Origin of the sequence: Streptomyces sp. LHD-70 (assembly GCF_031157275.1) — a bacterium.
Taxonomy (GTDB): Bacteria; Actinomycetota; Actinomycetes; order Streptomycetales; family Streptomycetaceae; genus Streptomyces.
Genome location: NZ_JAVIFW010000001.1, coordinates 707825 through 731054 on the forward strand (window position 1 = coordinate 707825; position 23230 = coordinate 731054).

General features: G+C 70.8%; 19 protein-coding genes and 1 pseudogene. 16 read left to right on the forward strand and 4 right to left on the reverse strand.

Features of this window, described 5'->3' with window-relative positions:
- Window positions 1–187: 187 nt before the first annotated feature.
- Window positions 188–589: a DUF3040 domain-containing protein gene (locus tag RCO28_RS03190; RefSeq protein WP_282533464.1), complete on the forward strand. Its 402-nt coding sequence runs from the start codon at window positions 188–190 to the stop codon at window positions 587–589.
- 292 nt (window positions 590–881) lie between these two features.
- Here the strand turns inward: RCO28_RS03190 and RCO28_RS03195 are convergent, their stop codons facing one another.
- Genes RCO28_RS03195 through RCO28_RS03210 form a run of 4 tightly spaced genes read right to left on the reverse strand, consistent with a single transcriptional unit; the run spans window position 882 to window position 5936 of the window.
- On the reverse strand, window positions 882–3335 hold the full coding sequence (locus RCO28_RS03195; RefSeq protein ID WP_308939350.1) for a DUF3488 and transglutaminase-like domain-containing protein: 2454 nt from the start codon (window positions 3333–3335) through the stop codon (window positions 882–884).
- Entirely contained in the window at window positions 3332–3514 is a 183-nt protein-coding gene (locus RCO28_RS03200) for a hypothetical protein (RefSeq protein ID WP_308939351.1), read from the reverse strand. Before RCO28_RS03200 ends, RCO28_RS03195 begins: the two co-directional genes overlap by 4 nt.
- Window positions 3511–4890 (reverse strand): DUF58 domain-containing protein, encoded by a 1380-nt coding sequence (locus tag RCO28_RS03205; RefSeq protein ID WP_308939352.1) that lies wholly within the window; start codon window positions 4888–4890, stop codon window positions 3511–3513. Before RCO28_RS03205 ends, RCO28_RS03200 begins: the two co-directional genes overlap by 4 nt.
- Window positions 4890–5936, reverse strand: a complete 1047-nt coding sequence (locus RCO28_RS03210; RefSeq protein ID WP_308939353.1) for a MoxR family ATPase — start codon at window positions 5934–5936, stop codon at window positions 4890–4892. Before RCO28_RS03210 ends, RCO28_RS03205 begins: the two co-directional genes overlap by 1 nt.
- Before the next feature lie 540 nt (window positions 5937–6476).
- On the opposite strand from RCO28_RS03210, the gene rsmH reads away from it, so the two are divergent.
- The 15 genes and pseudogenes from rsmH to RCO28_RS03285 all read left to right on the forward strand — a co-directional run bounded on the left by rsmH (window position 6477) and on the right by RCO28_RS03285 (window position 23176).
- Complete coding sequence (gene rsmH / locus RCO28_RS03215; protein ID WP_308939354.1) at window positions 6477–7433, forward strand: 16S rRNA (cytosine(1402)-N(4))-methyltransferase RsmH; 957 nt, start codon at window positions 6477–6479, stop codon at window positions 7431–7433.
- Between the two features lie 25 nt (window positions 7434–7458).
- Complete coding sequence (locus RCO28_RS03220; RefSeq protein ID WP_308939355.1) at window positions 7459–8037, forward strand: cell division protein FtsL; 579 nt, start codon at window positions 7459–7461, stop codon at window positions 8035–8037.
- Window positions 8038–8041: 4 nt separating this feature from the next.
- Complete coding sequence (locus RCO28_RS03225) at window positions 8042–10003, forward strand: penicillin-binding protein 2 (RefSeq protein ID WP_308939356.1); 1962 nt, start codon at window positions 8042–8044, stop codon at window positions 10001–10003.
- Between the two features lie 25 nt (window positions 10004–10028).
- Window positions 10029–11720, forward strand: coding sequence for a UDP-N-acetylmuramoyl-L-alanyl-D-glutamate--2,6-diaminopimelate ligase (locus tag RCO28_RS03230; protein WP_374991082.1), 1692 nt, complete (start codon window positions 10029–10031; stop codon window positions 11718–11720).
- Between the two features lie 4 nt (window positions 11721–11724).
- Entirely contained in the window at window positions 11725–13119 is a 1395-nt protein-coding gene (murF, locus tag RCO28_RS03235; RefSeq protein WP_308939357.1) for a UDP-N-acetylmuramoyl-tripeptide--D-alanyl-D-alanine ligase, read from the forward strand.
- Window positions 13116–14186, forward strand: coding sequence for a phospho-N-acetylmuramoyl-pentapeptide-transferase (gene mraY, locus RCO28_RS03240; RefSeq protein WP_308939358.1), 1071 nt, complete (start codon window positions 13116–13118; stop codon window positions 14184–14186). The genes murF and mraY overlap by 4 nt, the downstream gene beginning before the upstream one ends.
- Window positions 14168–15583 (forward strand): annotated as a pseudogene (gene murD / locus RCO28_RS03245) (UDP-N-acetylmuramoyl-L-alanine--D-glutamate ligase); the annotation flags it as partial. The gene mraY and the pseudogene murD, both read left to right, overlap by 19 nt.
- A gap of 257 nt (window positions 15584–15840) precedes the next feature.
- The gene (gene ftsW / locus RCO28_RS03250; RefSeq protein WP_308939359.1) at window positions 15841–17202 is read left to right on the forward strand and encodes a putative lipid II flippase FtsW; all 1362 of its coding nucleotides are present in this window, start codon (window positions 15841–15843) and stop codon (window positions 17200–17202) included.
- 6 nt (window positions 17203–17208) lie between these two features.
- On the forward strand, window positions 17209–18303 hold the full coding sequence (murG, locus tag RCO28_RS03255; protein ID WP_308939360.1) for an undecaprenyldiphospho-muramoylpentapeptide beta-N-acetylglucosaminyltransferase: 1095 nt from the start codon (window positions 17209–17211) through the stop codon (window positions 18301–18303).
- Between the two features lie 14 nt (window positions 18304–18317).
- A complete protein-coding gene (locus RCO28_RS03260) occupies window positions 18318–19118 on the forward strand; it encodes an FtsQ-type POTRA domain-containing protein (protein ID WP_308939361.1) in 801 nt (266 codons plus the stop codon).
- 277 nt (window positions 19119–19395) lie between these two features.
- Window positions 19396–20622 (forward strand): cell division protein FtsZ, encoded by a 1227-nt coding sequence (gene ftsZ / locus RCO28_RS03265; RefSeq protein WP_308939362.1) that lies wholly within the window; start codon window positions 19396–19398, stop codon window positions 20620–20622.
- A gap of 31 nt (window positions 20623–20653) precedes the next feature.
- Entirely contained in the window at window positions 20654–21364 is a 711-nt protein-coding gene (gene pgeF, locus RCO28_RS03270) for a peptidoglycan editing factor PgeF (protein WP_374991093.1), read from the forward strand.
- A 6-nt stretch (window positions 21365–21370) separates the two neighbouring features.
- Window positions 21371–22090 carry a YggS family pyridoxal phosphate-dependent enzyme gene (locus tag RCO28_RS03275; RefSeq protein ID WP_308939364.1) on the forward strand — a complete coding sequence of 240 codons (720 nt, stop codon included), beginning with the start codon at window positions 21371–21373 and terminating at the stop codon, window positions 22088–22090.
- A 125-nt stretch (window positions 22091–22215) separates the two neighbouring features.
- Entirely contained in the window at window positions 22216–22839 is a 624-nt protein-coding gene (locus tag RCO28_RS03280) for a cell division protein SepF (protein WP_308939365.1), read from the forward strand.
- Window positions 22840–22891: 52 nt separating this feature from the next.
- Entirely contained in the window at window positions 22892–23176 is a 285-nt protein-coding gene (locus RCO28_RS03285) for a YggT family protein (protein WP_282513401.1), read from the forward strand.
- Window positions 23177–23230: the final 54 nt, after the last annotated feature.

Consider the following 23230-nt stretch of genomic DNA (forward strand, 5'->3'; position numbering starts at 1 on the left):
GATCGAGGGACACCGTCCGGCATGACGGATCGGCCGCTGGGGAATGCACGTTTCAGCATGGCCGGACCTCCATGACGGGCCCGGAAGGCGAATTGGCGTAGAGGGGCGGGTTTCACGGGGGCGATTCCCTGCCTATCCTGAAGGGGACCCCCGGTCGCCCCGGCGACTGCACGATGAGGAGGACTCCGTGCCGCTCTCGGAGCACGAGCAGCGAATGCTCGAGCAAATGGAGCGAGCGCTGTACGCCGAAGATCCCAAGTTCGCGACAGCGCTTGAGGGAAGCGGGCTGCGTACACACACCCGTCGACGGGTCTACCAGGCAGTTGCCGGCTTCCTGGTGGGTATCGCGCTCCTCATGACCGGCATGGTCGCGCAGCAGATCTGGATCAGCGTCGTGGGCTTCCTCGTGATGCTCGGCTGCGCCGTTCTCGCTGTGACCGGATGGCGCAAGGCACCCAAGCCGGGGGAGCAGGCTGCTCCCGGTGCGGCACCTGGTCAGACCACTCGCCGTCAGGGCAAACAGCGCCGCTCGATGATGGACCGGATCGAGCAGCGATGGCAGCGTCGTCGAGACGAAGAAGGCCGCTGAGCGAGGAAGGCCGCTGAGCGAAGTAGGCCGCTGAGCCGCGCCGACTCGGCGGCTCGCCGTGTCCGTCGTACGGACACGGCACACAGAGACATACCGGTTCGGCAGAGGGGTGCACGCCTTGCGCGTGCACCCCTTTCGCATGTCCGGCTCGTATGGACTGGCGGGTGCGAAGTGCGTACGGCCTGAAGGCGCTGCGTTCGTACGGCCCGAGGCCCGAGGCCCGAGGCTGCGGCCTGAGGGCGCGGGGCCGCCCCGAAAGCAGGCCCCGCCCCCGCCCCGCCTCCCTTCCCGATCAGCCCTGCTGCCGACCCGGCTGACCCGGCCGACCCGGTCGGCGCACTGCCGCGGACCAGCGGTCCAGTCGGCTCTCGCCCCGGCCGTTCACCAGCAGGCGCCGGGTCAGCGCCCGCCGACGGGCCGAGAACGCCCAGGCCACGCGGGCAGCCGAGCGCGGGGCAAGGAGCGCCCGGAGCCGACTGGCCCGGCTCAGGCCCGTACGGAGACCGGCCCGCAGCCGCTGCACGTCCTCCGCCAGGCCCGTCGCCGGACGCGGATGCGGCGCGTACAGCACCTGCTCCACCGCCGCGGCCAGCCGATGGACCGCTGCCGCGGGCTCCGCCTCCAGATGCCCGACGCGGACGATGCGCTCCGCCGCCTTCCGGGGCGTCAGCGACTCGTCCGGCAGGATGCCGTAGTCCCAGGCCAGGTCGGTGACCTCACTCCAGACCGCCAGGGTCCGCGCCGCCGCATCCTCCGTACGCCCGCCTGTGCCGAGTCGCACCGCACGCACCCGAGTCCGCCACAGCCACGGCAGCAGCGGCAGCGCCAGGACGAGCAGCGCCCCGAGAACCACCGCCAGGACCGTCCAGAGGGGCGGGCCGTCGTCACCGCCGCCCGCGCCGCCCTGGGCCTGCGTCGCCCCGCACTCGCCGAGCCGCTGCTGGTCCCGGGCGCAGCTCTCCGACGGCGAGGCCGACGGGTCCTCAGACGGGGTGGCCGACGCCGAGGGCGCAGGCGCCGCGCTGCCGCTGGCCTCCGGGGCGGCAACGTCCTGCCGGGTGTACTCCGGTGTGGAGCCACGCGTCGGCGTCGGCTCGAAACGGGTCCAGCCGACCCCCTCGAAGTACAGCTCGGGCCAGGCGTGCGCATCGCGCAGGCCGACCGACATCGTGCCGTCGGACTGCGGAGCGCCCGGCGTGAATCCCACGGCCACCCGCGCCGGTATACCGAGCGTGCGGGCCATGGCCGCCATCGAGAAGGAGAAGTGGACGCAGAAGCCCTCCTTCTGCTTCAGGAACCGGCTGATCGCCGCCGCCCCGCTGCCCGCCTGCACCTCCGTGTCGTACGTGAAGCCGCCCTCGGACGTGAACCAGTCCTGCAGCTTCACCGCGCGCTCGTAGTCGTTCGACGCGCCCCGCGTCACCCTGCGCGCCGTCGCATGGACGTCCGCGGGCAGCGAGTCCGGTACGGAGGTGAACTCGCGCGCGAGCGTCGCGTCCGGCGGCGGGGCCTCGGCCAGCTGGTCGGCCGTGGGCTGGACGACGAGGCTCTTCACCTCGTACTGCCTGCCGCCGGTGTGCTGGCCGCGGTCGCCGACGAGCGTGCGGCCCACCGGCTCGAACCGCCAGCGGCCCTCGATGCTGACCTGCGTCGCCGGGAAGGGCATCGGCAGCCAGTTCTGCTTGTACCAGTCGGCCGCCGAGATGTTCGTCTGCACCTCGGTCGTGCTCACCTCGGAGCTCAGGCCGCCCGGCACCGGGAGGCGGCTGGGCACGTCCGTGATGGCGCGCTCGGCGGGCTTCCAGGACGTGCCGTCGAACTGGTCGAGGGCCACGATCCGCAGATACATGTCCTGCGTCTGCTCGGAGTTCGTGCGGTACGAGATGACCTCGCGGTCGTTCGGCTGGTTCAGGCTGTTCTGCAGCGAGACCAGGGGGTTCACCGCGGAGATCGTGCCGCCGCCGGGGCCCGTGCCGCCACCGCCGCCCGCCGGGTCGAACAGGCCGCCGTCCAGGGCGGGCAGGGCCGCGGGCACCACCAGGGCGATGCCGAGCGCGACCACGCCGATGCGCCGCCCCGTACGGACCGGGGCCACCGGGCCCGTGCCGCTGGGCTCCAGGCCCGAAGAGAGCCCGCTCGGTCTGCGGGCCGCGCCGCCGAACACCCGCCCCCAACGGGACAGCCGGTCACGCCCCTCCGCCAGGAGCAGCAGCAGATAGCCCGCGGCGGCCAGGACGAACCAGACCCAGCCCGCGCCGCCGTCGGAGAGCCCCGCCGCGACCGAGTACAGCGCGAGCAGCGGCAGTCCGGCCGGGGCAGCGCTGCGGAACGTCACCGCCAGCGCGTCCACCGCGAGGCCGATCACAAGGACCCCGCCGACCAGCATCAGCCGGATGCCGTCGGAGAGCGGCGCCGGGATCGCGTACTGCCCCACGTCCTGGGCGCCGGCCTGCAGCAGCGCGGCGAAGCGGTCGAAGGCGTCGGGGCCCGGCAGGAACCCGGCGATCGCCTGGCCGCTGACGAAGACCACCGTGAGCAGCAGCAACGTCACCACGGCCTGGGCGAGCACGGTCAGCGGCCGGGCCAGCGGCACCCGGCGGGCGAGCGCGCCCGTGCCCGACTGCAGGGCGAGCAGGACGGCCGCCTGCAGGAACCAGTTGATCGAGATGACCAGAGGCAGCAGCGCACAGGCCGCGAGCAGCGTGGCCGCCGTGGCACACAGGGCGAGCCGCGTGCGTCCGCTCATGACCAGCCTCCCGTCGTCGTGTCGGTGGTGGGGGCGGTGCCTGCGCTGGTGCGGTGGTGGTCTGCTTCCCGCCGGAGCTGGGGCAGGTACGCGTGGGGTGGCAGGCCGACGGCTGTCGCGTGCGGTTGCCGGGTGCGGGCCTCGCAGGCATGCGGGAGGCGGCGGGTGCGTCCGCTCATGACCAGCCTCCCGTCGTCGTGCCGGTGGTGGGGGCGGTGCCTGAGCTGGTGCGGTGGTGGTCTGCTTCTCGCCAGAGTTGGGGCAGGTCCGCGCCGGGGGGCACCCCGATGGCCGTCCAGCCCGCCTCGCGCAGTTGGCGCAGGCGCTCCTCGAACTGCTCTGACGGACCGCCGCCCGGCGCGCGTGTCCACGCCCGGCTGTCGAGGACGAAGGCGACGGCCGCGCCGCTGCGCTGCCGCATCCGGGCGGCCACGGCGGCCTGCGCCTCGTCCAGGTCGCCGAGGAAGGCGACGAGCAGGCCTTCGTTCCCGCTGCGCAGCACCTCGTACGCGCGCGCCAGGTCCGAGCTGTCCGAGTGGTCGACGACGGCGAGGGTGTCCATCATCAGCCCCGCGGCGTCGGCCGACTCCTGGCCGCCGCCCGCGAAGCCGTCGGGGCCCTCGCCCGGCACGGAAGCCCCGGTGTCGGTCAACAGGCGGACGCCATAGCCGCGTTCGAGCATGTGCACCACCGCCGAGGCCGCGCCCGAGACCGCCCACTCGAAGGCCGAGTCGGGTCCGGCGCCCTCGTGGGCCACGCGGCGGGTGTCGAGCAGCACCGTGCAGCGGGCGCGCTGCGGCTGCTCCTCGCGGCGCACCATCAACTCGCCGTACCGCGCGGTGGAGCGCCAATGGACGCGGCGCAGGTCGTCGCCGTACCGGTACCCGCGCGGGATCACGTCGTCCTCACCCGCCAGCGCGAGCGCGCGCTGGCGGCCGTCGCCGTACCCCGCGGCCTCGCCGGAGAGCCGGACCGGGGGCAGCGGGGTCACGCGCGGGATCACGGTCAGGGTGTCGTACGCACTGAAGGAGCGGGTCAGCTCGCACATGCCGAACGGGTCGGACAGGCGCAGCTGGAGCGGGCCGAGGGGATAGCGTCCGCGCAGGTCGGAGCGGACGCGGTAGGAGACCTCGCGGCGGCCGCCCGCCTCCACCCGGTCGAGCACGAACCGGGGCCGCGGGCCCAGCACATAGGGCACCCGGTCCTGCAGCATCAGCAGGCCGGTGGGCAGCCGCGACACATTGTCCATCCGCAGGTGCACCCGGGACTCGGAGCCCGCGGGCACGCGCGCGGGGGAGAGGCGCCGGGACGCCGCGACGCGGTAGCGCGTGCGGTACAGCACGAGCGTGCAGATCAGCGGCAGCACGGCGAGCAGCAGCCCGACACGCAGCAGGTCGCTCTGCCCGAGGACGTACGCACACCCGGCCGCGGCGATGCCCGCGGCGAGGAAGGAACGGCCTCGGGTGGTCAGCCCCGCGAACGCGGTGCGCAGACTGCCCCGGTCCTCGTCCGCGTCCGCCTGACCGGTCTGCGGCGGCGGCCCCCCGACCGCCATCACAGCCTCCGGGCGCCGGGCGGCTGCTGGCCGTAGGCGTTGGCACCCGGCAGCCGGCCCGGGTACCCGGAGGACGGCGCGGGGGCGGCGGGCACCGGCGTGCGCTGCAGGATCTCCAGGACGACCTGCTCGGCCGTGCGCCGGTTCAGCTGAGCCTGGGCCGTGGGCAGCAGGCGGTGCGCGAGGACGGGGACGGCGAGGGACTGGACGTCGTCCGGGAGCGCGTACTCCCGGCCGCTCAGGGCGGCGGCGGCCTTCGCGGCGCGCAGCAGGTGCAGCGTGGCGCGCGGCGATGCACCGAGGCGGAGGTCGGGGTGCGTGCGCGTCGCGGCGACCAGGTCGACGGCGTAGCGCCGCACCGGGTCGGCGACGTGCACAGCCCGCACCGCCTCGATCAGCTTCACGATGTCGTGGGCGTGCGCCACCGGCTGGAGGTCGTCCAGGGGCGAGACCGCGCCGTGAATGTCCAGCATCTGCAGCTCGGCCTCGGGGCTCGGGTACCCGATGGAGACGCGGGCCATGAAGCGGTCCCGCTGGGCCTCGGGGAGCGGGTACGTGCCCTCCATCTCGACCGGGTTCTGCGTGGCGACGACCATGAACGGGTCGGGCAGCTCGTAGCTCTTCCCGTCGATCGTGACCTGGCGCTCCTCCATGGACTCCAGGAGCGCGGACTGGGTCTTGGGCGAGGCGCGGTTGATCTCGTCACCGATGACGATCTGCGCGAAGATCGCGCCCGGCTTGAACTCGAAGTCCCGCTCCTGCTGATCGAAGATCGACACCCCGGTGATGTCCGAGGGCAGCAGGTCGGGCGTGAACTGGATGCGACGCACCGAGCAGTCGATGGACCGCGCGAGGGTCTTGGCGAGCATGGTCTTGCCCACGCCCGGGACGTCCTCGATCAACAGGTGCCCCTCGGCGAGGAGCACGGTCAGCGAGAGCCGTACGACCTCCGGCTTGCCCTCGATCACACTCTCCACCGACCTGCGGACCCGCTCCGCGGTGGTGGTCAGATCTGTGAGGCTCGCTCGATCTTCATAGGTCGTCACCCGGCCCTCCTCGGCCCGTTCGCAAGGCCGGTGTCTCGGTGCGACACAGCCCTCCCCGAATCACGGCACCGTTCGCGAAAGCCTCCGCGGGATGCCACACCCGCATTCTTGTTGCCGTTACCGGGTCGTGTCACTCGGCTGTGGATAACTGGCGGCGATATGTCGGGGCTTGGGGCTTTTTGGGATATGAGTACGGCCGATTTCCCCTCGGGAGCAGGCCCGCGCGGGGCGCGTCCGTACGGGTGAGAAGGCCCCCGGAGGGCTCTCGTACGACGCGCACAGCGCGCGCGTGGCCGGAGATTGACCGCGGGACGGCGTGGACTAAAGTGACGCGAAGCGGGAGGCGGAACACCCTCCCTGCTGGACTGGTTTCCCGGAGATTCCTTCCGAATTTCCCGCGCGCGGTGCGCACGTAAGGCTCGGCCTCCTCCCGCTCCCGGTCGGCTGACGCCCCTTCCCCGGCGCCAGGCGGGCCGTTCCCCTTCGAGCGGGCGGGGACCCGGCAGTGCGTGCGGCCGCCGCTCTACTTGAGAGGGTGCATTGAGCGAGAGCCGACACGTCCCGGTGATGCTCCAGCGGTGCCTGGACCTGTTGGCCCCGGCCCTGACACAGCCCGGAGCCGTGGTCGTCGACTGCACGCTCGGCCTCGGCGGACACAGCGAGGCGCTCCTTCGCACCTTCCCCGAGGCCCGGCTCGTCGCGCTCGACCGGGACAAGGAGGCGCTGCGCCTGTCCGGTGAGCGGCTCGCGCCCTTCGGCGACCGGGCCACCCTGGTGCACGCGGTCTACGACGAACTCCCGGACGTACTGCGGCGCCTGGAGATCCCCGCCGTCCAGGGCGTCCTCTTCGACCTTGGCGTCTCCTCCATGCAACTCGACGAGGCGGACCGGGGGTTCGCGTACGCGCAGGACGCCCCGCTCGACATGCGCATGGACCAGACGACCGGGATGAGCGCGGCCGAGGTGCTCAACACGTACCCGGCGGGCGAACTCGTGCGGATCCTGCGGGCGTACGGCGAGGAGAAGCAGGCCAAGAGGATCGTCTCGGCCGTCGTGCGCGAGCGCGAGAAGGAGCCGTTCAGCAACAGCGCGCGGCTCGTCGAGCTCATCCGGGACGCGCTGCCGCAGGCCGCCAAGCGCACCGGCGGCAACCCCGCGAAGCGCACGTTCCAGGCGCTGCGGATCGAGGTCAACGGTGAACTCTCCGTACTGGAAAGGGCGATCCCGGCGGCCGTGAAGGCGCTCGCGGTCGGGGGCCGGGTCGCCGTCCTCTCGTACCACTCGCTCGAGGACCGGCTCGTCAAGCAGGTGCTGGCGGCCGGTGCGGCCAACACCGCGCCGCCCGGACTGCCGGTCGTGCCCGAGCGCTACCAGCCGCGGCTCAAGCTGCTCACGCGCGGTGCCGAACTCCCCACCGAGGAAGAGGTGGCCGAGAACCGCAGGGCCGCGCCCGCGCGACTGCGCGGGGCGCAGCGCATCCGGGAGGACATCGCGTGACGCGGCGCGGTGGGGAGGGCTTCGCATGAGCGCACGACCGCAGATGCGGGGCAGGGCCGCACGGCTCGCCCGGCTGCTTCCCGCCGGGCCCGCCTCCGCGGCCCGCACGCCGTTCGTGCTGCTTGTCGTCGTGCTGCTCGGCGGCGGCCTGATCGCGCTGCTGCTGCTCAACTCCTCGCTCAACCAGGGGTCGTTCCGGCTCAGCAAGCTGAAGAAGGAGACCACCGAGCTGACCGACAGGCAGCAGGAACTCCAGCGCGAGGTCGACGGCTACTCCGCGCCGGGCAACCTGGAGCGGCGCGCCCGCGAGCTCGGCATGGTCCCCGGCGGCAACCCCGCCTTCCTCGACCCGAACGGAAAGATCCGCGGTACGACGGACCCGGCCACCGCCGAGCCCAAGCCGCCGCGTGCGGCCAACTCCGCGCCGCAGCCCGCCGGTTCGCCCGCAGGATCGCCTTCCGGTACGCCTTCCGGTGCGCCTTCCGTCCCGCCGAGCGGGAGCCCGTCCGCGGAGCCCTCCGGTGCGTCCGCCCCGAAGCCGTCGAGCCCCTCGCCCGCCGCGCGGACCGGGGCGGAGCCCACCCCTTCGACCACCGCAAGGTGATGCCGTGACCGACAGGCAGCCCCCACGACGTCGGGTGCCGGGACCGGCCGAGCCGCGCCGCTCCGCCGGCCCCCCGCGCCGCCCCGCCCAGGGCGCCCGCCCCGCCGCGCGCCGGCCACGGCCCGCCGCCGGGCCCCGGCCCCGCACCATCCGCCTCGGCAGCCCGCGGCCCCGGCTCCGGCTGATCAGCGTGGGCCTGGCCCTGGTGATGATCGCCTTCGTCGTACGGCTGCTCCAGGTGCAGGCCGTCGACGCGAGTGCGTACGCGGCGAAGGCCGAGAAGAACCGCTATTTCAGCCACACCCTGGCAGCCGAGCGCGGCGGCATCACCGACCGCAAGGGCTCCGAGCTGGCGATCAGCGTCGACGCGTACGACATCACCGCCGACCCGTCGATGTTCACGCCCAAGGCGACCGAGGTGGAGGACGCGCCCGAGCAGGCCGCCGCGCTGCTCGCGCCGATCATCGACCGGGACGCCGCCGACATCGCCCGCAAGCTCAAGAAGCCCGACAGCCGCTACGCCCTGCTCGCGCGCCGCCAGACCCCCGAGGTCTGGAAGCAGATCAAGGACCTGAAGAACACCTTCCAGGAGAAGGCGGACAAGGCCGACAAGGGCAGCGTCCTCGCCGGTGTCTTCCAGGAGCCGAGCAGCAAGCGCCTCTACCCGAACGGCGACCTGGCCGCCGGAACGCTGGGCTGGGTCAACGCCGACGGCAAGGGCGGCGGCGGCATCGAGGCCCAGCTGAACGAGGAACTCGCGGGCAAGGACGGCAAGATCACCTACGCGCAGTCCGGCGGCCGGCGCGTCCCCACGGCGGGCGGCGACGAGAACCCCGCGACGCCGGGCTCCGACATCGAGCTGACCATCGACCGCGACATCCAGTACGTCGCCCAGAAGGCCATCGCCGAACAGGTCGAGAAGTCCAAGGCCGACCGCGGCTACGTCGTCGTCCAGGACACGAAGACCGGCGAGCTGCTCGCCCTGGCCAACGCCCCCGGCTTCGACCCGGCCAACCTCGCCGAGGCGAACCCGGACGCCCTCGGCAACGCCGCCCTGCGCGACGCGTACGAGCCCGGCTCCACCACCAAGCTGATCTCGATGGCGGCCGTCCTGGAGGAGAACGCGGCCACGCCCGGCACCCATGTCACGGTGCCCAACCGGCTGCACCGCGGCGACCGGCTTTTCAAGGACGACATCGACCACCCCACCTGGTACCTGACGCTCAATGGAGTGCTCGCCAAGTCCAGCAACATCGGCACGATCCTGGCCACGCAGCAGCTCGGCAAGACCCAGCCGGAGGCCAACGAGGTCCTGTACTCGTACCTCCGCAAGTTCGGCATCGGACGGCCGACCGGACTCGGGTTCCCCGGCGAGACCGCGGGCATCCTCGCCAAGCCGGGGGACTGGTCGACCTCGCAGCAGTACACGATCCCGTTCGGCCAGGGCTTCTCGCTCAACGCGGTGCAGGCCACCTCGGTGTACTCGACGGTGGCCAACGGCGGCGTACGCGTGGAGCCCACGCTCGTCCGCGGATCCAAGGGCCCCGATGGCCGGTTCACGCCGTCGCCCGAGCCGGAGAAGGAGCGGGTCGTGAGCGAGAAGACGGCCAGCACGCTCTCCCGGATGCTGCAGTCGGTCGTGGACGACGACGAGGGCACCGGCACCAAGGCGAAGATCGACGGCTACCGCGTGGCGGGCAAGACCGGCACGGCCAACCGCGTCGACCCGGAGACCGGCCGCTACAAGGGCTACACCTCGTCCTTCGCCGGATTCGCGCCCGCCGACAAGCCGCGGATCTCGGTCTACTGCGCGGTCCAGAACCCGACCAAGGGCAACTACTTCGGTGGCCAGATCTGTGCGCCGATCTACAAGAAGGTCATGGAGTTCGCGCTCAAGACCCTTCAGGTGCCGCCCTCCGGCGACAAGGCCCCCGGCCTGCCGGTCGAATTCGATCCGAAAGACTGATCCGTACCAGTGAACAGGTAGGCCCGTGACAACCATCACTCCGGACTCCGGGAACCAGAACATCCGCCCCGCTGACGAGGACGGCCCATTTCGCGCCTCGCAGGGTGCGCCGGGTACGCTCACCGCCGTGCCACACGCTGATCAGTCCCAAACCACCCAGAAGGGCGTTCCCGTGACATATCCGGGACCGCCGCGGCCGGAGCAGGTCTCCGCGAGCACCCTCGCGACCCTCGCCGAGCAGCTGGGTGTCGATGCCCCCGGAACCGCGGAGATCACGGGTATCACCCATGACTCCCGTGCCGTACGCCCCGGTGACATCTACGCCGCGCTCCCCGGCGCCCGCGTCCACGGCGCCGACTTCGCCGCCCAGGCCGCCGACCTCGGCGCCGCCGCGATCCTCACGGACCTGGCCGGGATGGACCGCGCCCAGGCCACCGGACTCCCGCTCCTGATCGTGGGCGACCCGCGCGGACGCATGGGCGAACTGGCCGCCACCATCTACGGGCAGCCGGGCCGCGACCTGCTGCAGATCGGCATCACCGGTACGTCGGGCAAGACCACCACCGCGTACCTCGTCGAGGGCGGGCTCAAGGCCGCCGGGCACAAGTCCGGTCTGATCGGCACCGTCGAGATGCGCGTCGGCGACGAGCGCATCAAGTCGGAGCGCACCACCCCCGAAGCCACCGATCTGCAGGCGCTGTTCGCGGTGATGCGCGAGCGCGGCGTCGACTCGGTGGCCATGGAGGTCTCCAGCCACGCCCTCGTGCTGGGCCGGGTCGACGGCTGCGTCTTCGACGTCGCCGTCTTCAACAACCTCAGCCCGGAGCACATGGAGTTCCACTCCGACATGGAGGACTACTTCCGGGCCAAGGCGCAGCTCTTCACGCCCAAACGCTCCCGGCTCGGCGTCGTCAACTTCGACGACGAGTACGGCCGCAGGCTGGTGACCGAGTCCACCGTCCCGGTCATCACGTTCTCCGCCGAGGGCCACCCGGACGCCGAGTGGCGCGCCGAGGACGTCGAAGTCGGCCCGATGGACTCGACGTTCACCGCCGTCGGCCCCAAGGGCGAGCGGATCACCGCGAAGTCGCCGCTCGCCGGCCCGTTCAACGTGGCCAACACCCTTGCCGCGATCGTCGCCCTCGCGGCCGCCGGCGTCGACCCGCAGACCGCGGCCGACGGCATCGCGGCCGTCCCCGGGGTGCCGGGCCGCCTGGAGCGGGTCGACGCGGGCCAGCCCTACCTCGCCGTCGTGGACTACGCGCACAAGACCGACGCCGTCGAGTCCGTGCTCCGCGCCCTGCGCAAGGTCACCGAGGGCGAGCTGCACATCGTGCTCGGCTGCGGCGGCGACCGCGACCAGACCAAGCGGATGCCGATGGGCGCCGCGGCCGCCCGGCTCGCCGACACCGCCGTCCTCACCTCGGACAACCCCCGCTCCGAGGACCCCCTTTCGATCCTCGCCACGATGCTCGCCGGCGCCGCCGAGGTACCGGTGCACGAGCGCGGCGACGTCCAGGTGTTCGAGGACCGGGCCGCCGCCATCGCCTCGGCCGTGTACCGCGCCCGCCCCGGGGACACCGTCCTCGTCGCGGGCAAGGGCCACGAGCAGGGCCAGGACATCAACGGAGTGATCCGCCCCTTCGACGACCGTGACGTGCTGCGCGCCGCCATCGAGCACAGCCGCCGCAACGCCACTCAGAACACCCAGGGATGACGCAGTGATCGCCCTCTCCCTCGCCGAGATCGCCTCCATCGTCGGCGGACAGCCGTACGACATACCGGACGGCGACCGCCAGGTCACCGGCTCCGTGGTGATCGACTCCCGCAAGGTCGAGCCCGGCGGCCTCTTCGCCGCCTTCGTCGGCGAGAAGGTCGACGGCCACGACTACGCCGAGCGCGCCATCGACGCGGGAGCGGCCGCCGTGCTCGCCACCCGGCCCGTCGGCGTGCCCGCGATCGTCGTCGACGACGTCGAGACGGCGCTCGGCGCCCTCGCGCGCGCCGTCGTCTCCCGGCTCGGCACCACCCTCGTCGCCCTCACCGGCTCCGCGGGCAAGACCTCCACCAAGGACCTGATCGCGCAGCTCCTGCAGCGCAAGGCCCCCACGGTGTGGACCCCCGGCTCCCTCAACAACGAGATCGGCCTGCCGATCACCGCGCTGACCGCCACCGAGGAGACCAGGCATCTGGTCCTCGAGATGGGCGCCCGCGGCATCGGCCACATCCGGTACCTCACCGGCCTGACCCCGCCGAAGATCGGCGTCGTACTCAACGTCGGCTCCGCCCACATCGGCGAGTTCGGCGGCCGCGAGCAGATCGCCGAGGCCAAGGGCGAGCTGGTCGAGGCCCTGCCGGAGGACGGCACGGCCGTCCTCAACGCCGACGACCCGCTGGTCCGCGCGATGGCTTCGCGGACCAAGGCGCCGGTGCTGTTCTTCGGAGAGGCCGAGGACGCTGACGTACGCGCCGAGAATGTCCGGCTCACCGACCAGGGACAGCCGTCCTTCACGCTGCGCACACCCTCCGGGTGCAGTGACGTGACCTTGCGCCTGTACGGTGAGCACCACGTGTCGAACGCGCTTGCCGCGGCCGCCGTCGCCCACCGACTCGGGATGTCCACCGACGAGATCGCGGTCGCGCTCTCCGAGGCGGGCAACCTGTCCCGCTGGCGGATGGAGGTCACCGAGCGCCCGGACGGCGTGACGGTCGTCAACGACGCCTACAACGCGAACCCCGAGTCCATGCGAGCCGCACTGCGCGCGCTCGCGGCCATGGGCAAGGGGCGGCGCACGTGGGCGGTGCTCGGGCAGATGGCCGAGCTGGGGGACGAGGCGCTGGTCGAGCACGACGCGGTCGGACGCCTGGCCGTCCGGCTCAATGTGAGCAAGCTCGTCGCGGTCGGGGGCAGGGAAGCGTCCTGGCTGCAGCTGGGCGCATACAACGAGGGTTCGTGGGGTGAGGAGTCGGTGCACGTGTCCGACGCACAGGCGGCGGTCGACCTGCTGCGCAGCGAGCTGCGCCCGGGAGACGTCGTGCTCGTGAAGGCCTCCAGGTCGGTGGGCCTGGAGAAGGTCGCGTTCGCGCTCGTCGAGGGTGAGGTCTCCGGCCGATGAGGCAGATCCTCTTCGCGGGTGTGATCGGACTCTTCCTGACCCTGATCGGCACTCCGCTGCTGATCAAGCTTCTGGCCAAGAAGGGCTACGGCCAGTACATCCGGGACGACGGCCCGCGCGAGCACGCCAGCAAGCGCGGTACGCCGACCATGGGTGGTATCGCCTTCATCCTGGCGACGATCCTCGCGTACTTCGGCGCCAAGCTGATCACCGGAGCGCCGACGACGTTCTCCGGTCTGCTCGTGCTCTTCCTGATGGCGGGCATGGGCCTCGTCGGCTTCCTCGACGACTACATCAAGATCATCAAGCGGCGCTCGCTCGGTCTGCGGGCCAAAGCCAAGATGGCCGGCCAGCTGATCGTCGGCATCACCTTCGCGGTCCTCGCGCTGCAGTTCGCGGACAACCGCGGCAACACCCCGGCCTCCACGCGGCTGTCGTTCGTGCAGGACTTCGGCTGGTCCATCGGCCCGGTCCTGTTCGTGATCTGGGCGCTCTTCATGATCCTGGCCATGTCGAACGGCGTGAACCTCACGGACGGCCTCGACGGTCTGGCGACCGGCGCCTCCGTGATGGTCTTCGGCGCCTACACGTTCATCGGCGTCTGGCAGTTCCAGGAGTCCTGCGCCAACGCGGTGACCCTTACCAACCCGGCGGCCTGTTTCGAGGTACGCGATCCGCTCGACCTGGCCATCGTGGCCTCGGCGTTGATGGGTGCCTGCTTCGGCTTCCTGTGGTGGAACACCTCGCCCGCCAAGATCTTCATGGGCGACACCGGCTCGCTCGCCCTCGGCGGCGCCCTTGCCGGCCTCGCGATCTGCTCGCGTACGGAACTGCTTCTCGCGCTCCTCGGCGGCCTGTTCGTCCTCATCACCATGTCCGTGGTGATCCAGGTCGGCTCCTTCCGCCTCACCGGCAAGCGCGTCTTCCGGATGGCGCCCCTGCAGCACCACTTCGAACTCAAGGGGTGGTCCGAAGTCCTTGTGGTGGTCCGGTTCTGGATCATCCAGGGCATGTGCGTGATCGTCGGACTCGGCATCTTCTACGCGGGATGGGCAGCGGACAAGTGACCGACTGGCAGGGCAAGCACGTCACCGTCGCCGGACTCGGTGTCTCCGGGATCCCGGCGGCCAAGGTCCTGCGCGGCCTCGGCGCGATCGTCACGGTCGTCAACGACGGCGACGACGAGCGCTCCCGTACGCAGGCGGCGGAGCTGGAGGCGCTCGGGATCGCGGTCCGGCTCGGTGACGGCGCGACCCTGCCGGAAGGCACCGAGCTGATCGTCACCACCCCAGGCTGGAAGCCCGACAAGCCGCTGTTCGCAGCGGCCGCCGAGGCGGGCATCCAGGTGTGGGGCGACGTCGAGTTGGCCTGGCGCCTCCGCGGCCCCGACGCCGCACCCTGGCTCGCGGTCACCGGCACCAACGGCAAGACCACGACCGTGCGGATGCTCGCCTCGATCCTGGAGGCGGCGGGCCTGCGCACCGCAGCCGTCGGCAACATCGGCGTCTCCCTCCTGGACGCGGTCCTCGGCGACGAGACGTACGACGTGCTCGTCGTCGAGCTCTCCAGCTACCAGCTGCACTGGTCGCCCTCGGTCCGCGCCCACTCGGCCACGGTCCTCAACCTGGCGCCGGACCACCTGGACTGGCACGGCTCCATGGAGGCGTACGCCAAGGACAAGGGCCGTATCTACGAGGGCAATCAGGTCGCCTGCGTCTACAACGTCGCGGACAAGGCCACCGAGGACCTGGTCCGCGAGGCCGACGTCGAGGAGGGCTGCCGCGCGATCGGCTTCACCCTCGGCAGCCCCCGGCCCTCCGAACTCGGCGTCGTGGACGGCATCCTGGTGGACCGCGCCTTCGTCGAGGACCGGCAGAAGAGCGCCCAGGAACTGGCCGAGGTCGCGGACGTCAACCCGCCCGCCCCGCACAACGTCGCCAACGCCCTCGCGGCCGCCGCCCTGGCCCGCGCCTTCGGCGTCGAACCGGCCGCGGTGCGCGACGGACTGCGCAACTTCCGCCCCGACGCCCACCGCATCGAGCACGTCGCGAACGTCGAAGGAGTCTCGTACGTCGACGACTCCAAGGCCACCAACCCGCATGCGGCACAAGCCTCGTTGGCCGCGTACGAGTCGATCGTGTGGATCGCGGGCGGTCTCGCCAAGGGCGCCTCGTTCGACGAGCTGGTCGCCGCCTCCGCGAAGCGCCTCCGCGGTGCCGTGCTCATCGGCAAGGAGCGCCACATGGTCCGCGAAGCCCTGGCACGACACGCCCCCGAGGTCCCGGTGGTCGACCTCGACCGGACCGACACTGGGGCGATGTCCGCGGCCGTCGAGGAGGCGGCACGGCTCGCCGCTCCGGGTGACACTGTTCTGCTCGCCCCGGCCTGCGCCTCGATGGACATGTTCGTCAACTACAACAAGCGTGGCGAGGCGTTCGCGGACGCCGTGCACGCACTCGCCGCCGAGCGTGGCGGCGACGCCACCCACCGCGCCGAGGAGGTTCCCGACCAGTCCAGCACAGCACCCGCGGCGCCCGGCACGCACTCTCGCCGCACCGGCCAAAGGCCCAAGTAGCTCCGCTACGAGAACCTTCGTCCGGCACGCCGAGAGCACGCACCGAACACCGCGGGCACCGCACTGGACTGGCCGGGAACCTCCTCCCGGACCGGCCCGCCCGCCGCGCGCCGGCGGCGCGGGCACGACTGGAGGGGACAGCGACGATGCCCGCCGACGCCAGGTCCGCGCGCGACGTGCGCAGCGCGGCCATCCCGCTGGGCAGGAACCGGAACCCGCTGCGCGGGAAGACACCGCCACGACCGCCCCGCGACCGACCGTGGCGGCGGATCGCCGACCGCGCCCGCAAGGCCTGGGACCGGCCGCTCACCGCGTACTACGTGATCCTCGGCAGCAGCGCGCTGATCACCGTGCTCGGCCTGGTGATGGTCTACAGCGCGTCCATGATCCAGGCACTGCAACTGAACCTGCCCGCCTCGTACTTCTTCGCCAAGCAGTTCGTCGCGGCGGTGCTCGGGTCGATCCTGCTGCTCGTCGCGATGCGGATGCCGGTCAAGCTGCACCGGGCGTTCGCGTACCCGATGCTGGCCGGGTCCGTGTTCCTGATGGTGCTCGTGCAGGTGCCCGGGATAGGGCATGCGGTGAACGGCAACCAGAACTGGATCTATCTGGGGGGCCCGTTCCAGCTCCAGCCCAGTGAGTTCGGGAAGTTGGCCCTCGTCCTGTGGGGCGCCGATCTGCTCGCGCGCAAGCAGGACAAGCGGCTGCTCACACAGTGGAAGCACATGCTGGTGCCGCTGGTGCCGGTCGCGTTCATCCTGCTCGGGCTGATCATGCTCGGCGGCGACATGGGGACCGCGATCATTCTCACGGCGATCCTCTTCGGACTGCTCTGGCTCGCGGGCGCTCCCACGCGGCTGTTCGCCGGTGTGCTCTCGGTCGCCGTGGTGCTCGGCTTCGTCCTGATCCGTACGAGCCCCAACCGGATGGCCCGCCTGGAATGCCTCGGCGCGACCGACCCGGGCCCCAGCGACCAGTGCTGGCAGGCCGTGCACGGGATCTATGCCCTGGCCTCAGGCGGATTCTTCGGTTCCGGTCTCGGCGCCAGTGTGGAAAAATGGGGCCAACTCCCTGAACCGCACACCGACTTCATCTTCGCCATCACCGGGGAGGAACTGGGTCTGGCGGGGACGCTGTCGGTGCTCGCTCTGTTCGCGGCTCTAGGCTATGCGGGTATCCGCGTGGCCGGACGCACGGAGGACCCCTTCGTGAGGTATGCCGCGGGAGGCGTGACCACCTGGATCACGGCCCAGGCCGTGGTCAACATCGGTGCGGTGCTCGGCCTGTTGCCGATCGCCGGTGTCCCGCTCCCGCTGTTCTCCTACGGAGGGTCCGCCCTGCTGCCGACGATGTTCGCCGTCGGACTCCTCATCGCCTTCGCGCGCGAGGAGCCCGGGGCGCGAGCAGCGCTGGCCATGCGGTCGTCCGCCTTCGGCAAGAAGCGGGCTGCGGTGAGATGGAACACGATGAGACGGCGTGCCAAGGCGCGACCGTCCGGAGAGCGGTGAATTTCGGTGCATGTCGTACTCGCCGGTGGGGGGACCGCCGGCCACATCGAGCCCGCGCTCGCCCTCGCGGACGCCCTGCGCAGGCAGGACCCCACCGTGGGCATCACGGCCCTGGGCACGGAGAAGGGCCTGGAGACCCGGCTCGTCCCGGAGCGCGGCTACGACCTCGCGCTGATCCCCGCCGTCCCCCTGCCCCGTAAGCCCACCCCCGAACTGATCACGGTCCCGGGCCGGCTGCGCGGCACCATCAAGGCCGCCGAGCAGATCCTGGAGCGCACCAAGGCGGACGCGGTCGTCGGCTTCGGCGGGTACGTGGCGCTGCCCGGCTACCTCGCGGCGAAGCGCCTCGGCGTGCCGATCGTGGTGCACGAGGCCAACGCCAGGCCGGGCCTGGCCAACAAGATCGGTTCGCGGTACGCCGCCCAGGTCGCGGTGTCGTCCCCGGACAGCAAGCTGCGCAACTCCCGTTACATCGGCATCCCGTTGCGCCGCACCATCGCCACCCTGGACCGCGCCGCGGTGCGTCCCGAGGCCCGCGCCGCGTTCGGCCTCGACCCCAACCTGCCCACGCTGCTCGTCTCCGGCGGCTCACAGGGCGCCCGCCGCCTCAACGAGGTCGTCCAGCAGGCCGTCCCGCACCTGCAGCGCTCCGGCATCCAGGTCCTGCACGCGGTCGGCCCGAAGAACGAACTGCCGCAGGTGGACAACATGCCGGGGATGCCGCCTTACGTCCCGGTACCGTACGTGGACCGGATGGATCTCGCGTACGCCGCGGCCGACATGATGCTCTGCCGCGCGGGCGCGATGACCGTCGCCGAACTCTCCGCCGTCGGACTCCCGGCCGCCTACGTCCCGCTGCCCATCGGCAACGGCGAACAGCGGCTCAACGCCCAGCCGGTGGTCAAGGCCGGCGGCGGTGTCCTGGTCGACGACGCCGAACTGACCCCGGAGTGGGTCAAGGAGAACGTCCTCCCGGTGCTCGCCGACCCCCACCGGCTGTACGAGATGTCCCGCGCCGCCGCCGAGTTCGGCCGCCGGGACGCCGACGAACTCCTCGTCGGCATGGTCTACGAGGCGATTGCGGCACGCCACAGGGCGTGAGAAGGCAGGGGAGCGTGGCCGGACCCACCACCGCCGAGCGAGGCGAACGCACACAGGGGGACGCACCGGCCCGCCCGCCCCGACCGACGGGCGGTGGCCGCCGACTTCGGCTGCCACCGACCCGTACGCTCGTGGTCGCCGCCGTCGTTGCCGTACTCCTCGGAGCCGGAGTCGTCTGGCTGCTGTACGGCTCGCAGTGGCTGCGGGTGGAGCGCGTGAAGACCTCCGGCACCGAGGTGTTGACTTCCCAAGAGGTGCGTACGGCGGCGGAGGTTCCGGTCGGCGCACCGCTGATTTCCGTCGATACGGACGCGATTGAGGATCGGCTGCGGAAGAAACTGCGCCGTATCGACACCGTTCACGTGGTGCGCGCATGGCCCCACGGAATCGGTCTGAAAGTGACCGAACGCAAGCCGGTGCTGCTCATCGCAAAGGGCGGAAAGTTCATCGAAGTGGACGCGGAGGGCGTGCGGTTCGCCACCGTGGACCGCGCACCCAAGGGCGTACCCCTTCTCGAATTGGACGCCGCCGCATCACCGAGCCTCAACCGCTTCGGTACGAACCGCCTGTTGCGCGCTGCCGTGCAGGTGGCCGCGGATCTGCCCGCCTCGGTCGCGAAGGACGCACGAATCGTTCAAGTGCGTTCATATGACTCCATCTCAGTCGAGCTGAAGGGTCAACGCACCGTCGCCTGGGGCAGCGTGGAGAAGGGCGACGCGAAGGCCGCCTCGCTCATCGCCCTGATGAAAGCGGAACCGAAGGCCGAGCGGTACGACGTGAGTGCTCCCACCGCCCCTGCCGCGTCAGGGAGTTGACGGTCAAGTGCGCTGGCCAGCACCCTGGTTGGTCAGCGCAACGGCTGATCACATAGGGTGAAAAGAAAAACGGGAGGTTCGGCGTGTTCGTTGAACGTGCGCCACTTGTCGACTTAGTGTCCTGTTTCGAAGACTCCAGGGAACAGACACACTGGTAACCCTAAACTTCAGCGTTAGGGTTCGGGTCGGCGTTCGGACCGCCCCAATTCGGCATCAGTCGTCGCACCGCACGCACGGCGAAGCGGCGACACGTAACTCGAGGCGAGAGGCCTTCGACGTGGCAGCACCGCAGAACTACCTCGCAGTCATCAAAGTCATCGGTGTCGGCGGCGGTGGTGTCAATGCCATCAACCGGATGATCGAGGTCGGTCTCAAGGGCGTCGAGTTCATCGCCATCAACACCGACGCGCAAGCCCTGTTGATGAGCGACGCGGACGTCAAGCTCGACGTCGGCCGTGAACTCACCCGCGGACTCGGCGCCGGAGCGAATCCGGCAGTCGGGCGCAAGGCGGCCGAGGACCACCGCGAGGAGATCGAGGAGGTCCTCAAGGGGGCCGACATGGTCTTCGTCACCGCCGGTGAAGGTGGCGGCACCGGCACCGGCGGCGCACCCGTCGTGGCCAACATCGCACGCTCGCTCGGCGCCCTCACCATCGGTGTGGTGACGCGCCCGTTCACCTTCGAGGGGCGCCGTCGCGCCAACCAGGCCGAGGACGGCATCGCGGAGCTCCGCGAAGAGGTCGACACCCTCATCGTGATCCCCAACGACCGTCTGCTCTCCATCTCGGACCGCCAGGTGAGCGTGCTCGACGCGTTCAAGTCGGCGGACCAGGTGCTGCTCTCCGGCGTGCAGGGCATCACGGACCTCATCACCACGCCCGGCCTGATCAACCTCGACTTCGCCGACGTCAAGTCCGTGATGTCCGAGGCGGGTTCGGCCCTGATGGGCATCGGCTCGGCGCGCGGCGACGACCGCGCGGTGGCCGCCGCCGAGATGGCGATCTCCTCGCCGCTCCTGGAGGCGTCCATCGACGGCGCCCGCGGTGTGCTGCTCTCCATCTCCGGTGGATCCGACCTCGGTCTCTTCGAGATCAACGAGGCGGCGCAGCTGGTCAGTGAGGCCGCCCACCCCGAGGCCAACATCATCTTCGGTGCGGTCATCGACGACGCGCTGGGCGACGAGGTGCGCGTCACCGTCATCGCCGCGGGCTTCGACGGTGGACAGCCGCCGAACAAGCGCGACGTCATCGGTTCGGCCTCGAACAGCAAGCGCGAGGAGCCGGCCCCGGCACGCAGCGCCGGCACCGAGTCCCGCCCGGCCTTCGGCTCCCTCGGCAGCGTAACCCCGCGCGAGGACACCAGCCCGGTCGCCGAGCCCGCCCCCGAGCCGGCCCCGGCGAACGAGCTCCCCACCGCACCGGTCGCCCCGCCGCAGGTCCCGCCGGCCCGTCCGTACCAGGACAGCCAGGCCGAGGAGCTCGACGTGCCGGACTTCCTGAAGTGACCCACGCCAAGTGATAACTGCGCACAACACCGTGGACGGCGCGCACTTCGCCTTCACCGACAGGTGGGGCGGGGTGAGCGCCGTTCCGTACGAGGAGCTCAACCTCGGCGGGGCGGTCGGCGACGCCCCCGAGGCGGTCCGCGCCAATCGTGAACTCGCCGCCAAGTCGCTGGGTGTCGAGCCCGGCGCCGTGGTGTGGATGAACCAGGTGCACGGGCGGGAGGTCGCCGTCGTGGATGGCCCCTGGCGTGATAAATCCGACATTCCTTGTGTCGATGCCGTGGTGACCGCGCGCCGCGGCATCCCGCTCGCCGTCCTCACCGCCGACTGCACTCCGGTGCTCCTCGCCGACCCGGTCGCCGGAGTCGTCGGTGCGGCGCACGCCGGCCGGCCAGGGCTGGTCGCCGGGGTTGTACCCGCGGTGGTCGAGGCGATGACGGAACTCGGCGCCGAGGCCTCCCGGATGATCGCCCGCACCGGACCCGCGGTCTGCGGCCGTTGCTACGAAGTGCCGGAGCGGATGCGGGCCGACGTCGCGGCGATCGAGAGTGCCGCGTACGCGGAGACGAGTTGGGGGACGCCGGCGGTCGACGTGACCGCGGGGGTGCACGCTCAGCTCGAGCGGCTCGGCGTGGTCGACCGGGAGCAGTCGCCGGTCTGCACGCTGGAATCCGAAGACCACTTCTCGTACCGCCGCGAGCGCACCACCGGTCGGCTCGCGGCCTATGTCTGGCTGGACTGATAGGGCATGACGGACCGCAAGGCGGAACTCGCCGCGAATCTGGTGAAGGTGGAGGAGCGCATCGCTGCGGCGTGCGCGGCCGCCGGGCGTCCACGGGAGGAAGTGACCCTGATCGTGGTCACGAAGACCTACCCCGCGAGCGATGTACGGATCCTCGCCGACCTCGGTGTGCGCCATGTCGCCGAGAACCGTGACCAGGACGCGGCGCCGAAGGCCGCCGAGTGCGCGGATCTACCGCTGACTTGGCACTTTGTCGGCCAGCTGCAGACCAATAAGGTTCGTTCCGTTGTCAGTTATGCCGGTCTGGTGCAGTCCGTGGACCGCCCCAAGCTCGTCACGGCTCTGTCCGCGGCGGCGGTGAAGGCGGAGCGCGAGCTGGGGTGTCTGATCCAGGTCGCCCTCGACGCCGAAGAGGGCGGCCGGGGTGACCGGGGAGGCGTAGCACCCGACGGAATCGAGGAGTTGGCCGGACTTGTGGCGGAAGCTCCCGGGCTGCGGCTCGATGGTCTGATGACCGTCGCACCGCTCTCAGGACCGTACGCGGGGCGGCAACAGGCGGCGTTTCAGCGGCTGGTGGAATTCTCAACCCTCCTGCGCGCGGCCCATCCGGCTGCGAACATGGTGTCGGCAGGGATGAGTGCGGACCTCGAGGAGGCCGTTGCGGCCGGAGCGACACATGTGCGCGTCGGCAGTGCGGTACTCGGAGTCCGACCCCGGCTCCGGTAACGTCGCCAAGCAAGTCGGACCACAGCAGAAAATATGGTCATCCCCGCAGATCAGCGGGGGTGCCGAGTGGATCGCGAAGCACTTGGTGGCACAGCGGATCCACCACAGAGCGGAGGACTCAGAGCATGGCCGGCGCGATGCGCAAGATGGCGGTCTACCTCGGCCTCGTGGAGGACGACGGATACGACGGCCGGGGATTCGACCCCGATGACGAGTTCGAGCCCGAACTGGATCCGGAGCCCGAGCGGGACCGCCGGCGGCACGAGCCTGCACATGAACTGCAGCAGGATGAACCGGCCCGAAAGGTACAGACGCCCGCACCGCGCGAGCCGATGCCCGCCGCTGCTCCGGTACCCGCCGAAATCGGACGTCCGGCACGAATCGCCCCCGTGGCATCCATCACACCTGAACGTCAGAGCCTGGAGAAGAACGCACCGGTGATCATGCCCAAGGTTGTCTCCGAGCGGGAGCCCTACCGCATCACGACATTGCACCCCCGGACCTACAACGAGGCCCGTACCATCGGGGAACACTTCCGTGAGGGCACTCCGGTGATCATGAATCTGACGGAGATGGACGACACCGATGCGAAGCGACTTGTCGACTTTGCTGCCGGTCTGGTCTTCGGACTGCACGGCAGCATTGAGCGGGTGACACAGAAAGTGTTCCTGTTGTCTCCTGCTAACGTCGATGTCACGGCGGAGGACAAGGCTCGCATCGCAGAGGGCGGGTTCTTCAACCAGAGCTGAGAAGCAACACCGGATCGAGTAGTACGAGACAGGGGAGAGGGAAGCGCGGATCATGAGCGTTGTCTTGGATGTGCTCTACATCGCGCTGATGTGTTTCCTCATCGTGCTGATCTTCCGGTTGGTCATGGACTACGTCTTCCAGTTCGCCCGCTCATGGCAACCCGGCAAGGCGATGGTGGTCGTTCTGGAGGCCACCTACACTGTCACTGATCCACCGCTCAAGCTTCTGCGGCGGTTCATCCCGCCGCTGCGTCTCGGGGGCGTGGCGCTCGACTTGTCCTTCTTCGTGCTGATGATCATCGTCTACATCCTGATCTCCGTCGTGAGCGCGGTGTGAGCGCGATGTCACTTACGTTCTTGCCGAATGCCGACGACTACGTTGAGGTGAAGA

Bases quoted from the DNA above. Each gene is read 5' to 3' on its own strand.
- RCO28_RS03195 (WP_308939350.1), bottom strand. From the start codon at position 3,335: ATGAGCGGACGCACGCGGCTCGCCCTGTGTGCCACGGCGGCCACGCTG.
- RCO28_RS03200 (WP_308939351.1), bottom strand. From the start codon at position 3,514: ATGAGCGGACGCACCCGCCGCCTCCCGCATGCCTGCGAGGCCCGCACC.
- RCO28_RS03205 (WP_308939352.1), bottom strand. From the start codon at position 4,890: ATGGCGGTCGGGGGGCCGCCGCCGCAGACCGGTCAGGCGGACGCGGAC.
- RCO28_RS03220 (WP_308939355.1), top strand. From the start codon at position 7,459: ATGAGCGCACGACCGCAGATGCGGGGCAGGGCCGCACGGCTCGCCCGG.
- mraY (WP_308939358.1), top strand. From the start codon at position 13,116: ATGAGGCAGATCCTCTTCGCGGGTGTGATCGGACTCTTCCTGACCCTG.
- ftsW (WP_308939359.1), top strand. From the start codon at position 15,841: ATGCCCGCCGACGCCAGGTCCGCGCGCGACGTGCGCAGCGCGGCCATC.
- RCO28_RS03275 (WP_308939364.1), top strand. From the start codon at position 21,371: ATGACGGACCGCAAGGCGGAACTCGCCGCGAATCTGGTGAAGGTGGAG.
- RCO28_RS03280 (WP_308939365.1), top strand. From the start codon at position 22,216: ATGGCCGGCGCGATGCGCAAGATGGCGGTCTACCTCGGCCTCGTGGAG.
- RCO28_RS03285 (WP_282513401.1), top strand. From the start codon at position 22,892: ATGAGCGTTGTCTTGGATGTGCTCTACATCGCGCTGATGTGTTTCCTC.